This window comes from Sediminibacterium sp. FW305-C-61 (genome assembly GCF_058231065.1).
On the sequence record NZ_JBIQXR010000006.1, the window covers coordinates 76738 to 92263 of the forward strand.

General features: G+C 38.9%; 11 protein-coding genes. 3 read left to right on the forward strand and 8 right to left on the reverse strand.

Annotation, left to right across the window (positions count from 1 at the left end; genetic code table 11):
• Positions 1–13 precede the first annotated feature (13 nt).
• Positions 14–616, forward strand: a complete 603-nt coding sequence (locus tag ACH30E_RS14920) for a phosphatase PAP2 family protein (RefSeq protein WP_490825462.1) — start codon at positions 14–16, stop codon at positions 614–616.
• 66 nt (positions 617–682) lie between these two features.
• On the forward strand, positions 683–1945 hold the full coding sequence (locus tag ACH30E_RS14925) for an alkaline phosphatase family protein (RefSeq protein ID WP_490825463.1): 1263 nt from the start codon (positions 683–685) through the stop codon (positions 1943–1945).
• A gap of 59 nt (positions 1946–2004) precedes the next feature.
• On the opposite strand, the gene ACH30E_RS14930 is transcribed toward ACH30E_RS14925, so the two are convergent.
• A complete protein-coding gene (locus tag ACH30E_RS14930) occupies positions 2005–3471 on the reverse strand; it encodes a M28 family peptidase (protein WP_490825464.1) in 1467 nt (488 codons plus the stop codon).
• A gap of 147 nt (positions 3472–3618) precedes the next feature.
• Here ACH30E_RS14930 and ACH30E_RS14935 point away from each other — a divergent pair, with 147 nt between their 5' ends.
• The gene (locus ACH30E_RS14935; protein ID WP_294996627.1) at positions 3619–4659 is read left to right on the forward strand and encodes a sensor histidine kinase; all 1041 of its coding nucleotides are present in this window, start codon (positions 3619–3621) and stop codon (positions 4657–4659) included.
• Here ACH30E_RS14935 and ACH30E_RS14940 read toward each other — a convergent pair.
• The 7 genes from ACH30E_RS14940 to ACH30E_RS14970 all read right to left on the reverse strand — a co-directional run bounded on the left by ACH30E_RS14940 (position 4654) and on the right by ACH30E_RS14970 (position 15521).
• A complete protein-coding gene (locus ACH30E_RS14940) occupies positions 4654–5718 on the reverse strand; it encodes a phosphotransferase enzyme family protein (protein ID WP_490825465.1) in 1065 nt (354 codons plus the stop codon). The genes ACH30E_RS14935 and ACH30E_RS14940 overlap by 6 nt on opposite strands.
• Positions 5719–5723: 5 nt before the next feature.
• On the reverse strand, positions 5724–7079 hold the full coding sequence (locus tag ACH30E_RS14945; protein WP_490825466.1) for a Gfo/Idh/MocA family protein: 1356 nt from the start codon (positions 7077–7079) through the stop codon (positions 5724–5726).
• Between the two features lie 177 nt (positions 7080–7256).
• Complete coding sequence (locus ACH30E_RS14950; protein WP_490825467.1) at positions 7257–8768, reverse strand: hypothetical protein; 1512 nt, start codon at positions 8766–8768, stop codon at positions 7257–7259.
• A gap of 22 nt (positions 8769–8790) precedes the next feature.
• Positions 8791–11433, reverse strand: coding sequence for a glycoside hydrolase family 2 TIM barrel-domain containing protein (locus tag ACH30E_RS14955; RefSeq protein ID WP_490825468.1), 2643 nt, complete (start codon positions 11431–11433; stop codon positions 8791–8793).
• Between the two features lie 4 nt (positions 11434–11437).
• Positions 11438–13177 carry a cellulase family glycosylhydrolase gene (locus ACH30E_RS14960; protein ID WP_490825469.1) on the reverse strand — a complete coding sequence of 580 codons (1740 nt, stop codon included), beginning with the start codon at positions 13175–13177 and terminating at the stop codon, positions 11438–11440.
• A 161-nt stretch (positions 13178–13338) separates the two neighbouring features.
• A complete protein-coding gene (locus tag ACH30E_RS14965) occupies positions 13339–13848 on the reverse strand; it encodes a hypothetical protein (protein ID WP_490825470.1) in 510 nt (169 codons plus the stop codon).
• Positions 13849–13865: 17 nt separating this feature from the next.
• The gene (locus ACH30E_RS14970) at positions 13866–15521 is read right to left on the reverse strand and encodes a RagB/SusD family nutrient uptake outer membrane protein (RefSeq protein ID WP_490825471.1); all 1656 of its coding nucleotides are present in this window, start codon (positions 15519–15521) and stop codon (positions 13866–13868) included.
• Positions 15522–15526: the final 5 nt, after the last annotated feature.

Consider the following 15526-nt stretch of genomic DNA (forward strand, 5'->3'; position numbering starts at 1 on the left):
CTCAAAGCGTCATATGCCCCAAAACCTATCAAGAGCAATTGGCATTACTTTAATGTTAAGTGCCCTATTGTTTGGTTTTTCTTTGTGGTATGGAAAGGAAAACGCTTTTCTATTGCTCAATGCCGATCTGGGAACTGTGGCAGATCAGTTTTTCAAATACCTGACTTATGCAGGTGATGGAATAATATGGGTACCGGTAACACTCTGTATACTCTTCTTTAGAAGAGATTATTGGATACTGTCTTTTTCAGCTATTATTGTTTCCACACTGATTGCCCAACTTAGCAAGAATGTCTTTTTTAAAGGTTTCCCACGTCCTTCACTTGCGATATCAGACAACACATTATTTCACCATGTTGAAAGTGTAACATTACATACCTTAAACAGTTTCCCCTCTGGCCATACTACCACAGTTTTTACCGTTTTCATGCTTGGCTGTTTCTTTATTAAGAAAAAATGGATCATGCCAATTGGTTTATTAATTGCAGTGGCTGCTGCTTATTCAAGGGTGTACCTGGCACAACATTTTCCCATTGATCTGGCCGGTGGCATGTTATCTGCCATTATTACCATTTATATATCGCTGTATCTGCAACATAAATGGGGTAAAAATTGATTATTTGCTAATATCCGGATACCTGAATCCCAACATTGGTGCTTAGCTTTGCATAAAACCTTTATAATGCAAAAGCTGTTGCTAACCTGTTGTTTGCTGGCAATATTCTGTACAGTAAAATCTCAGGACACTACCGAGCAAATCATCGAAGGAAGAAAGAATAGTATTGAACAGCAGCAAAAACCTTATGTTATACTGATATCTGCCGATGGTTTTCGGGCTGATTTTGCACAAAAATACCAGGCAAAAAACTTGTTGTCTCTCCGTAAAAAAGGAGCTTATGCGGATTATATGACGCCTTCTTTTCCCTCCCTTACTTTTCCAAATCATTATACTATTGTAACAGGTCTATACCCTGCACATCATGGATTGGTAGATAATAGCTTTTACGATCGAAGCAGAACCGAGTTTTATTCTATGAGTAATAAAAAAATGGTTCCAGACCCTTACTGGTATGGTGGCACGCCTATCTGGGTATTAGCAGAAAAGCAATCAATGGTCTCAGCGAGTTTCTATTGGGTAGCATCTGAAGCACCTATTCAAAATACATTTCCAACCTACCATTTTATTTATAATGAAAAGATCAGCATAACTGATCGCATCGAAAAAGTAAGACAATGGCTTGCCTTACCGGAAGATATAAGGCCGCATTTTATCAGTTTTTATTTCCCCGAAGTAGACCATGCCGCCCACGAATATGGACCAGAGAGTAAAGAAGCTGCCGATGCTGTGCAGTTTGTAGACGAAAGCATTGGCAAACTACAGGAAGTAGCCGAGGCATCAGGGTTACCGGTAAATTTCATTTTTGTAGCTGATCATGGAATGGCTGAAGTTGATTATAAAAATACAATGCCTTATCCCTCTTCGATTGATCGAAAAAAATTCGATATCAGTAATGGAAGTGCAGTAGTTCAACTGTATGCAAAAGATGCAGCAGACATTGAACCCATGTTTAAGGAATTAAGCAACACTGCAAAAGATTATGATGTTTATCGGAAAAAAGACATGCCGAAAAAGTTCCACTACAGTGTATCAGACGATTGGCATAACCGTATTGGAGATATTATACTAATTGCAAAGCTGCCTAAAATATTCAGCAAGGATGGCAAGTGGACCAGTCCGGGGAAACATGGTTATGATCCAACGATCCCAGACATGAGGGCAAGCTTTCAGGCATGGGGGCCCGCATTTAAGAAAGGAATGAAAATTGATGGATTCGAAAACATCCACGTTTACCCAATCATCGCTTCTATACTAGGCCTAACCTATGACCCCGAAAAAATTGATGGCAGGATTGAAGTGCTGAAGCAAATATTGAATAACAAATAATGAATGTCCAACTTCAAAATTCAAAATTCAAAATCGGACATTCATTATTCTTCTGTTCTCTAGTCTTCCCAACGCCACTCACCCGCAATCTTAAGCGGTTCTTTCAGGTTGCTTTTAAGTAGAAATTCTCTTGTCTCAGCATCCGTAAAATGTTTGGCTTTGAGTACATCAGTATCTGCAATACCAAATAAGAGCATGGTGTTGAATCGAACAGTATTTTTCATTCCTTGTTCATCAACCAGTTTAAACCCATCGCAGTCTGCATGATAGCATGGTCCGGCATTATTAGGTAATCGACCCCCTGCTGCACCACCAGTAGGTACACCATGTAACATAAATGGCTGGTGGTCGCTGTGCAAGCCTGCACCACTTCTGAACTGGTTGGTAAAACTGGTATCTATACTTTTGGCAATTGCGCCGATGCCCTGGAATAATTCACGACTTTCTTCTGCAGTTGTTGAATATCCTTTTGGATCGTTGGTCATATCGTAATTAAGCATGTAACGAATATTATCGATGCTCTTATCTTTCACTGCTGCCTGAACATAAGCTTTTGACCCGAGTAAGCCTTCTTCTTCACCCATAAACATTACAAATTCAACCGTTCTTTCAGGTTGTAGTTTTAATGCCATAAATGTGCGGGCCATATCGAGAACGGAGAATGAACCTATTCCGTTATCAATTGCGCCGGTTGCAAGATCCCAGCTATCTAAGTGGCCGCCAACTACAATCTTTTCATTTGGTTTAGATTTACCCTTAATCGTAGCAACTACATTTCTTGCTTTAATCATGCCGGAGAAGTTGGTCATTTTAATATGGGCATATTGTTTTCCCGCAGCTACGGCTGTTTTAAATGCCATACCATCTTCTTTTCCGATACATACTGCTGGTATAGGAATTAATTTTCCTGTAACCGAAGCTGTTCCGGTTAATAGAATACCGCCATCTGCAGTATTGATGATGATGATACCTTTTGCACCATATTTGGTAGCAAGAGCTGTTTTCTCTGAACGATGTAAACTCCTTGTTCCTGGTTTTGATCCGGGTAATACACCGAGGTAAACAAGCGCTATTTTACCTTCCGCTTTTCCAGGGTTAGATTGATAATCTTCTTCCAATCCATTTCCCATGTCTACTACTTCAAGGTTAATATCGGCTGATACCGGAGAATGTGCGAGCGTAACCGATTTTACCTCTTTCAATGCATTCATATTTGCCCCTGTTTCAACGAGAATGGTTCCCCTACTCCAGCTTTCGACTTCAAAAGGTTGATAGCGCAGGTTTTTAAAGCCATAAGATTTAAGTAACTGATAAGCATAAGCTTCTGCCTTTTCTCCATTTTTTGAGCCGGTAAGTCTATGCCCAATGGTTTCAGTGGCTTCTTTTAAAGTAGCATAGGCTTTTGAATTTTTCTGGACTTCCTCATTTATGGACCGGAATATCGTATTCCATTCTTCTTTTACCTGAGCGTAGGTAATTGCAGAACCCAGAACTGTCAATAATAAAAAGCAAAGTAATTTCTTCATGGTGGTTGGTTATTGAACTCGAAATTTATAGATAATTCATGAAGAATTCCCCAAAATTCAACCATATACTCACCGATAAAAATTATTCAATTACCGTACATACACTATATGCGAAGTATAATAGCATATTTAATATCTTAGTCCCTAATGAGTAATCACAAAAAAAATTACTGGATTTTTCAGGTTGCAGGATGGGCACTTTACTGTCTTATATATATATTTTTTTATTTATCTATCAGGTCTGAACCCCAGCCTTTCTTTTTTGAGCAATTGCTTACCCATGTATTTATTGGCTTTTGGCTTACCCATTTGATGCGGTTTGTTATTCAAAAAACGAAAATATTATTACTCGATTTTAAGAAACAACTAATAGCATTAACTATTCTGTCTCTGTTCTTTTCTTTTCTGATCGGTTTATGTATCGTTGCGACAGAAATGCTTATGAACATACAGTCTGTGAACCTGACTGATTTTTCCTTTTTTAATATTGCCATCCGTTTTGCCTTTTCCTATTTTCATTTTGTATTGATCTGGAACCTTCTCTATTTCACTTACCATTATATTCAAAAAACCAGGCAACAAAATGTAGAACAGGCCAAATTGGAAAACCTGCTGAAAGAACTTGAAATAACGACTATTAAGTCGCATATCAACCCGCAATTTTTATTCAATTCCTTAAACAGTATCCGTTCATTGGTTACAGAAGATCCTGTGAGGGCAAGGTCTGCCATTACAATGCTCAGTAATATCTTGAGAAGCAGTATTCAGGTTGATAAAGCAGAGAAAACACTATTCGAAAAAGAGCTTTCGATTTTGAAAGACTATATCTCCCTCGAACAAATCAGGTTCTCCGATCAATTGCAGGTATTTTATGAGATAGATGAAGATACTTTGGATCAGCCAGTACCTGCTATGGTAATACAAACATTGGTTGAAAATGCCATCAAATTTGGCATAAACAGTAGTAGCGAGCATACAAAACTGGAGATATATTCTGAATATAAAGAAACTCTTCATTGCTTCGGTGTTATTAGCAATGGGAACATTCATTCATATGTAGAAGCAGAATCTGGTGCACTTGATGAAATAAGGAAAAGATTATCACTCTTATATGGTAAGGAAGCCAGTCTTAAAGTGCTTGAAAATCAACCTGGCTTTATTACCGCGTCAGTTTGTCTGCCTTTATAAAAGGTTGGGGAGATAATGCGCTAACTGCTCTTTTTTCTCCAGGTATCGTTCCATTAAAGCAAGTTGATTTTTAGTCCTGTTAAGATTTTGTTCCGGGTAAGTGATGGCATAATATTTATCGCCATTCAAATAATCCGTCATAAAACGTAATGCCTGCATGTAGATCATCATCAGTCCGGCAAAATAAAATGACTTGTATTCTATCTCTGATAAATAAGGTTGCATAGCACTGCAATACCCATCTACAATCGCTTTGTAAATTTCTTCCCGTACTTCTACCAGTGCGAAATTGGTTTCTTCTTCGTTTACAGGTGAAAGATAAGTACGGAACATATCGCCTGTATCGCTGATAAAATAACCAGGCATAACGGTATCAAGGTCTATTACACAATAACCTTTACCACTTTTATTAAACAATACATTACTGATTTTGGTATCATGGTGTGTAACCCTAAGCTTAAAATTATGGTCATTACAAATGTCCTTATACTGTTCTACGATATATTGATGTTCCTTCAGAAAATCAATATAGTCTTGATTGGCAGTTATTCTTTCCCTGATACCATTCACCAGGGATTCCTGAAATTGACGGTATCTTAATTCCAGATTGTGAAAGTCAGCCAGTGTTGTTTCCAAACCACTAATATCAAAATTGTGCAAGGATGCTGTAAACAAGCCAAATTGTCTGGCAGCCTCGTAAGCCTGTTCAGGATTACTTACCACATTTACAGTAACTGATTCTGGTATAAAATGAAATAAACGAAAACAGGCATTCTTGAAGCGAACCATTTGCGTGCCTGTTATGCTTTTAATCGGCTTGGTAAATAAATAGGAAGGAAATTCCTTTTCAAGAAAAGCGCCAATCTTTTCAATATTATGAGCAATTGCATCAGGATTACCAAAAACGGCTTCATTTATTTTTTGCAGTACCCAGGAATTATCTGAAGAAGTTAATTTCCAGGTATGATTGATGAGGCCATTTCCTAAAACCGAAATGGAAATTTCCGCTGGATTAAGTCCATAGGCGTTTAAAACTTCTTCAGGTGGTAAACTAAGCATGCTTATCAATATCTGTCGTCCAAAGCAAATACCGGTTTACGATACATCCATTGACCTCCAGTAAAATCAGGGAAAGGCACAGTCTGATTACCCAGTTCAATAGATTGTTCACTTAAAGGAGTAATAGCGCTCCAGGCTGCAGCATCATATACATCCATTGGTGTAGGCTGATTATTTTTTATGGATTCCACTAATGCATGAATTACAAAGAAGTCCATTCCACCATGTCCGGCCCCATCGGTCTCTTTGCTCCAGCGTTGCCAAAGAGGGTGATCATATTTATCGAGCCACTCTTTGGCATTGTCCCACTGGTGTGGCTTTGCGGCCTTTCCTTCCAGGTAAATCCCTTTGTTCACATCCATCCAGATACCTTCGGTTCCTTGTACACGAAAACCCAATGAATAGGGTCTGGGTAAATTGGTATCGTGTTGTAATAAAATGGTTTCGCCATTCGCACAAAGGATATTGGTGGTAACTACATCACCCAGTTTAAATTTCACTTTTGTATTTGGGTGATTCGCGCCTCCCATCTTAACAACATGATTATGCAATCCTCTTGCTTTTGAAGCAAAAGAAGAAAGTGAAACAAACCTGTTTCCCCTGTTGATATTTATATAATGAGCAATCGGTCCAATACCATGAGTAGGATATAAATCACCATTTCTATTTACAGAATGTGCCGTACGCCATGCGGCTTCAGAAAATCCTTTCTCACCAAATTCTGCCCCGTAGCCATATGCATGAACACCGTCATTAAATTTCACTTCTCTTAGATCGTGCTGATATCCTCCCTGTAAATGAATCAATTCACCGAATAAATTCTGGCGAACCATATTTAAAATGGCCATTACATCTCTTCTGTAACAAACATTTTCCATCATCATTACATGGGCCTTTTTAGCCTCTGCAGCCCGAACCACTTCCCAATGATCTTCCAGTGTTATTCCGATCACTACTTCTGAACCGATATATTTAATGCCAGCATCGATTGCCCCTAGGATCATTTCTTTATGCCACTCCCAGGGGGTTGCAATAATAATTCCGTCAAGCTTTGTTTTAGCCAGCAGATCTTTCCATGCATATGCGTTGCCTGTGAAAATTTGGGGATTGGGTTTGCCAGATTTTGCAATCATTGATTTGGCACTATTCAGCATTGTATCATTTATGTCGCAAATTGCTACCAGTTCCGTATCATTTCTACGAAGAATGAGATCGAGATGGTTTTGCCCCCTTAAACCTGTTCCGATGATTGCTATACGTACTTTACTGGCATTGGTGTTTGCAATGGATTGGCTACTTGATAATAAAGAAATACCTGCTGCAGCCATTCCAGTTTGCTGGATAAATGATCTTCTTCTCATGGCAATTATTTTGGACTGACAAGGTAAAGAAATTACTTATTCAACCATCCTAAAGAAAATTTATGCGCAGAAATAATCCAATGCACTATTATCAATACATTAATGCAAGCGATTGCTTTAGGTCTTTTTACCATGAAAAAATGGAATAACCCTTAAAAAGAGATTGTCTGTGAAATTTTATTTTTGTGCCCTTTTTTTCGCAGCGACTAATTGCGCCATATAAAGAGAATTGGGTGTTAGTCCAGGAATGTTATTACCCTCCCACTCACCATCTGGTCTATCTTTTAATCGTCCTTCTGATTTTTTTCCTTTAAGGCCAATGGCATAATTTTTTGCCGAAACAGGGGGTTGCTGAATTGATGCTGATTTAACCGTACAATTCCATACAACCTGATTTGCACCGGCCCAGCCATGACCTGTTCCCCAGTTGCCCCTATCCTGTATGTTTAGTTCTCCGTCGGATATAATATTATCGAAAAGAGTTCCTGTAGCCCAGCGGTGATGTGGACCAATATCAGCTTTTGCATTAATAGAAGTACAGGCATAAAAAACATTTGGTCCACACACTTTCGCCCCAGTGATATAATCGTGCCGTCCTTCTGATGCAGCACAATTCATAAAAAGGTTTAGTTGTCCGTCGTTGTTAAACGAATAACGTCGGCTTCCGGTAATAATAGATTTAGGCTCCAGAAATTGGCAGTTTGCCACCGTAATATTCCTCGACTGATATCCAAGGTTTACACAGGCATAGCCAAAATATCGAGAAATAATATTTGTTACCCATCCATTAACCAGCTTATTCATGTGAATAGCATTCCACCCATGGTTTTCGTCTTCCTCACTTTTATACACTGATTCACAAACCATATCTTCAATACCAACCTGTTGTATCCTTCCCTGAAAGGTATATTTGTAAATTTCCCCTCCACCAAATTGGTTTTCGATTGCCATTACAACAGGGTTATCGATATAGATGGTATTACCTTTTATATCCGTTATCACTCTTTCATAATGAAGGTCGTACTCACTACTTTTCCATTGTTTTGTAGCAGAATCGCGTTTTTCAATCTGATCCATTCCAATTGCGTGAATCCATTCATCGGTTCCCGGTCTGTATAAAATAATACTATCCCCAATCTTTAATCCATCGATATTGCTTACCTGGAATGATACCGCCCCAACCGGCACATAATCTGATTGGATTTTTCGTCTGGAGCCATTAATTTCTTTAATTTCCCCACTACCACTCACACTGATAAGATTGTGTTGTTTTGGAGAAGTTGCTATTAATATAGTTTCTCTTCCTTCACCACGTAAAACAATTCCACTTGCTCTTATTCTTATAGTACCATTGATCAGGTATTTACCTTTTTTTAAAAGCAATGCCCCGCGAAACCCGTTATTATCGAGCGGCAATGCAGCAATTTCGTCTATCGCTTTTTGTATATTTTTCAGGTCATCATTGCCAGGCTCCAGTGTCATTACAACAGTTGCTTTCGGAATACTGGTCCTGTTTTTCTTAAATCCTACTCCGGAAAAATCAGGGATAGTATTACCCTGTTCATCTTTTGTGTAAGCCAGGTTTCCATCAGAAGCAATCTGAACATATTTAGAAGTCCAGGTTTTCTGTGCAGTAACCTGAAAAAAACAAACCAGGAAAGCGAGTATCGTGATAAGTCTTCTATTCATACTTTCATGGAGATTATTTGACTCAATCTATTTTCTTAATCTGTAAAGCATTAAGAACGGGCTCACCTTCAACAGATTCAAAAACAATTTCAATACCTGAATCATTTATAATGGTAATGTTGGTTGTTTTCTTAACGGCAGTTGCTGTGCCATATTGAGCTGCAATATCGAAATTATCCAGCAACAATTGTTTGTTTACGTATACATTAAATATACGTTTCCCTTTGGGTTCAATACGTTCTGGATCATTCAGGTTATAGGGCAATTCTTTTACAGATCCTCCCAGTAATTCTGCAAAGTGTAAAACAAGTTCATAGTTACCTTTGGGCAGGTCTAATTTGTACATTTTTATGCCAACCTGTTGCGTTTGGTAAACGGGGTCATCATTGGTTCCGATTATGTTTTTATCCGTACCATAAGGCAGTCGGTTATTATTAGGGATCTTAAACGGCTTACCTCCAACAACTCCCCAACCACCTGGTTCATAAACAGGAGTGGGTATCCAAACCAGTTTATCGGCATCAGTTATATATCTGTTTGAACCAAGTAAAATATTTAAACCTGAAAATTGCTTTATATCCTTAATATGTTTGGGTACTACTTCACTATTGAGCAAAAATTCGTCGCTGATAGTCTGGTTATTTTTCTTACCTGATACAAATAATCGGTAATTACCATTACTCAATTGGACCTTCCATTCAGCGAGACCTTCAACGGGTTGTTTTTTTCCTAAAGATTTCCCATTCATGAATAATTCTACCTCATTCAAATTAGTGGCTACCTGTGCAATTGCACTAGCTGATTTTCTATTAATACTGTCTTCAATCAGAATTTTATGATGAAAACCAAGTATTTTCAAAACCGGCTTATCCGATAACAGTGCCTGATATAGATAATAGGGATCTTTAGGGGTCCTATCCCATTCCATCAATCCCTTATTATTTATATGCGGCATGGTTTCATTCCTTGTTTCAGAGTTAAAATCTGCCAGGTTCCAGATCATTGATGCCGCCACAAAAGGACGCTTCAACATTGCGCTGATATAAAACTGGTGAAATTTGGTTGTATACTCTACACTCTTGTCGAACCTGATCGGAGCATTACTACTTATTCTTGGATCAGCATCTGCACCATATTCTGATACCACTAATATTTTTTCTGGATGTCTTGCATGAAAACTATCCAGGAAAACAGGGAAGTCGGATAATTTACCTCCATACCAACCTGAATAAAGGTTCCATCCAACAATCATGGGGATATCGACCAAACCAACTTCTTTATATTTAGTATAATCTCCATGATGGGCCATCATGGTATAACGTGAAGGATCTGTCTTTCTTGTTAAGCTATCCAACGACTTTGCCAGCTTGTTGATCTCTTTAAAATACTGGATTTGTTTATTCTTGTCGTTCGTATAGTGAGGTTTTAATAATACTTCATTCATATAACACCAGATAATAACACTTGTATGGTTATAATGCTGGCGAATCATCTGTAACTGCATATCCATACAGTTATCAAAAAACTTTTTGGTAGTAGTTATCTCATTAACAACTGGAATTTCCACGGATGTAAGTATACCCAGGCTATCACATGCCTCCAGAATTGAAGGATCCTGGGGATAATGTGCCACCCTTAAAAAATTACCTCCCATTTTCTTTAATAAGGCAATATCATTCCTTGCAAAACGATCTGGCAAAGCATTGCCCATTCCTTTGAAATCCTGATGCCTACTGGTTCCTACCAATTTATAAGGCTTGCCATTTAATTCGAAGCCTTTTTCAGGATCAAACCTGAACCATCGAAAGCCAATTGGTTGTACAACCTGGTCTAGTAGTTTACCGGTTTTAATATTGGTGATTGCTGTTGTGAGGCGATACAGGTAGGGGTTCTCAGGGCTCCAGAGATTTGGATTATTAATGGTTAATTCCTGTTCGTAATTTGAATCTGACCTTGCAAATACCTGCCTGATAGGTGTTGATGCTTTATGTACAATATTTCCTTTGGCATCTTTTAAGATACTGGTAATAAGATAGGCTGATTGATCATTTTCAGGAATTTCAACGGAAGCCTTAACTTTTAGAACAGCTCTATGAGCTTCTACGGATGGGGTGCTTAGGTATACTCCCTTCGTATCATCTTTGGTAGAAAAGTGAACGGGTTCTGTTTTTACCAACCAAACATCCCGGTAAATACCGCCGTAAAAAGTAAAATCCGCGGTGAGAGGTGGTATATCCTGCTGGTAAGCATTATCGACACTAACTATTATTTCATTCTGCTTGCCCGGTTGAACAAAGTTTGTAATAGGAATATAAAAACTTGCATAACCACCAATATGTTCGCCAGCTTTCTTTCCATTTACAAAAATGGTGGCTACCTGATTCGCGCCCTCAAATAATAAGTTTAGCTGCTGATCTTTTTTAAGTTTACCGATATAAAGTTGTTTCCGGTAATAGCCTACTCCCCTGTAATAACCAGGTATATCGTCCATTACATCCTCTTTGTTCCAGGTATGAGGCAAGTCAATATTTTCCCAATCAGATTCTTTCTGAGGAATCGTTGCTTTTGAAAATTTCCATCCTTTATTGATACTGGTAACCGACTTTTGTGCGACTAAACTTCCTGTCAATAAAAAAAAGCCTAGTAGTGAGAAAATACCTTTCAAGGGATCATTTTTTTTGCTTGGTGAATTGAATGTACTTAAGATTAAACCCTCCCTTTTCGGCAATCAGGCGAATGGTATTGGAACCTTTATGCAGGTCCATTTCGTTGAAATTGATCCATTTCCATTGATCCATTCTGCCTGTCACAGGTACAGTTTGTACTAATTTCAGTTTTGTATTTACCAACTCCATAGAAATACGTCCTTCAGTGCTATCAGACGCCGCGGCTATTGCCACTTTATAGTTTCCAGATTGTGCTACTTCAATAGTGTATTGCATCCATTCATCGTCAGCAATATTGAAAACATGGTAGCCATTTTCATCCTTTTTGATATCTACACCATCATTTCTATACACATGCCCACGGTTGCCATCAGTATTCACACCGGGTGTGTATTGATACCTTGCTGAGTCGGTATCATAATAGGCAATTCTTTGTGCACCCATATCATAGTCAACAGCCTGTATCAAAGAGGTTTGATTACTTATCAGGTGATGCTTAAAAGGTTTTGCTGTATTAACTTTCACTTGTCTGATCACTGCATCCACAACATCAGCGTGATATATATTTTTCGGTAAAGAAATATTGTCCAGTAATTCCTGTAGAATTTCCCATGCAACTGCTGGTGTTGGTTTATCCGCCTTACCTGACCAATAAGCTGTTAACAGTTCATAATTCGTTGGTTTTTTAATTTCCAGTGGATTATTTGATCCGATTTTTTTTAATGGCCACCATGCCCATCCGATATGATGGTCTTCGACCAGTTTAATCGCTTCTCGGAACCAGGTATTACTATTTTCGCCAGACTCACCCAACCATAAAGGAAGATTATACTGGTTACGCAAGTCGAGAAATCCTTTAATGGAAGAAACTGTATTAAAATTGCCATACTTGTGAAAACTAAGCACCATATTATTATCCCATTGTGGCAGAATGCCCCGGTAATTGTTACCAAATCCATTGCCTTCAATGATGATGATATGTTTTTTATCAACTTCCCTGATTGCCTCGGTAATGTTTACCATTAGGGCTTTTAAAGGAGCATTTGTTTTTTCAGCCGTACCCCTGGTATCTTTTACAGGATCTTCAAAGCCCCAATTAGGTTCATTAATGATGTCATAACCACCTATCCACGGCTCATTTGCATAACGAGCGGCTAATTTTTTCCAGAGTGCAATTGTTTTTGCCTGATTGGCTTCACTTTCCCATAAAGAAGGCTTAGCTGCATTTCTGTCTGAAATGGGAAGATCATTTCCTTGTCCACCAGGTGCAGCATGCAAATCAAGAATTAGGTATAATTTATTTGCCTTGCACCAATTAAGCAGGCTATCGGTCAGGGTAAAACCTTCTTCCAACCAGGTATCTTTCCCTTTGATTGATTCTTCTTCAGCCGATAGTGTGTAGAGATTATAATGCATTGGCAAACGAACCGCATTAAAACCCCATGACGCCAATGAATCAATATCTGCTTTGGTTGTGTGTCTACTTAACCATTGCGCATAAAATGTTGCAGCTTTTTCTTTACCGACAACATCGGTTATTTTTTCACGGATCCGATACTGCTGACCAAGAAAAGATAATTGCAGCATATAACCTTCCTGCAACATCCAACCGCCCAATCCCATACCCCGAATGATTATTTTTTCTCCTTTATCATCCACAATGTCTGTCCCATTGGTTTTCAACCATTGAGCGGGACTTGCTGACCAGGAGAATAACAATAATATGAAGTAAATTTTTTTCAAAATCGGTAGTATGAATTGGGAGGAACTGAGATAGCGTTGTTCCTGCTATAATTAAGCTTTCCAAATATTTGCTACTCATTGAAAAGGAAACCGGTTGATTCCGGTTTCACTTTTCAATAAAGAAGCTTGCCTTATAACCTAAACTGTAAATAATGCTTGTCTTAATTTATAGTAACAGGACGTCTGTAAGCGGTAGAAAAAATATCTACCCTGAACTGGTCTGTTATATTATCCATCATCTGGATTTCCATTCTTCTGGAACCAGAAGCGGGATTATTCAAGAGTTTGATATAAATAGTATCCATTGCCTGCACCGCTTTTGGAAATACAATGCTATAGGTAGTATCAGCCGATGGAATTACTGTACCATTTTTATCAACGATGTTAAAATCTACCCCACGTTGTGCCGGATTACTTATTCCGAAAGTAGAAACAGCGTATTTAGCTACTGCATCATAGCTTCTGGTATAAGTGGAATAAAATTGTACGGGGAATTTTAATAATGCAGCCTGTGATCTTGAAACCGTAACGGCAGAATTATTGTTCGGTACAAAAATGGCATAGTAATGGTGTGCCAATGCATCATCACCTTTAGGATAATCTGTTTTCTCGCAAGAGGCCAACAGGAAGATGCCTGCAATGCCAGTTATGATATATTTTAATGATTTCATACTATAATGTTTTGATATTACCAGTTAGGATTTTGAACTACTTTTCCGCCACTAAGGGTTATTTCATTAATAGGTACCGGGTATAGATAATCGCGGTTAGGTTTGAATGCTCTGTTGGCAGCAGTCTCTACAATCAATACCTGGTTTGCATTCAGGTTTAAAGTGTTTGCATTTGTTCCCACCCATTCTGATGCGATGAATTTTGCTCCAAGTAGTTCTTGTGGTAATAAAACTTCAGCCATCTTCCAGCGAATCAGGTCATCGTAGCGAAATCCTTCCAAGGCCAGTTCTACTGTTCTTTCTCTTCTTATTTCTTCGCGCATACTCAGGTTATTAGCGGTAACAAAAGCATTTGTTAAGCGAGGCGCAAATCCTACCCTTGTTCTTAATGCATTTACGGTGAGGTTAAGATCTGCATCGGATATAGAGCCATTTAGTTCATATTTAGCTTCTGCATAAGTAAGTAATACTTCCGCATAGCGCATTAAGATTCTATCTACTGTTGCGCCATTCAAGACCTGATCAACCAGACTAAATCCTTTTTTGGTTGCAAAGGCTGATCTTGCTCCTAAAGATGTTCTCGGAACCCATGGTCCCTGATAAGCAGCTTCACCTACGCGGTAATAAGAAAACCCAACACGAGGATCTCTGTTATCGAGAATGGTATTATAGCTCGGCTCATTTCCTTCAGGTACGAAGAAAGACGAAGTAGTTGTAGACCTTGTATTATCTGTGTTCCAGGCTGGTAAACCATCGCTATACAAATATTGACGCAATAAATTTCTGGTTGGGGCCATTCTTCCATTCTCAAGGTCCCTTGAATTATTATGTGCCAGAATTATATTGGTACTGCTAACACCATAAATTTTTACAAAAATATTTTCCGTGTTTGTTGGCCCCTCGCCTGCTGCCAAAAACAGGTTTCCATAATTATTATACAAAGCGTGGCCTTCACCCATTACCGCCTGTGCAGCGTTCACTGCAAGCGTCAGATGGTTCTGCCAGTTTGAAGAGGCATCGTTGTGAAACTTAGCCCTTGTACCTTCATAAAGTGCCACACGTGCTTTCAAAGCAAGCGCCGTACTCTTGGTAACCCTGCCAAATTGAGCAACAGGCAAACTTGCCCTGGTGGGTAACCACTGCGCTGCAAAATCCAGGTCAGCATAAATAGTATCTAATACAGTTTGACGTGGGGTGCGTGGCATGGTTAACTCCGGAGAATTGATATCCAGTGTTTTTACAATCAAAGGAACATCACCGTAGAGTTTTACCAGTTTGGCATATGCATAGGCCCTGAAAAATCTGGCTTCTGCGAAATACCTGTTTTTTATAGCCTGACTAACATTCGCCTTTCCTCCCTTTTGTAGAATATTATTGGAGGTGAATATTTCGTCATAGCGATCATTCCAATCGCCGCTTTGGTTTGGCACTACCCTATTACCATTACTAACCTGGTTTGGACCTCCCTGGTTCACCGCATCATCGGCACGGTTATCGATCCATTCTGCATCAAGTTGCTGATACAACCTGTTAGCTGCATTCATCAGATCAGTTTCAGTGTTCCAGAAATCGGCATCTGTAAATTCCGTTTCCGGAAAACGGTCAAGTTTTTTACAACCGGTGATACAGAGTACCGCCAGCAGGATATAGAGTGATATATGCAATTTTTTCATAGTAG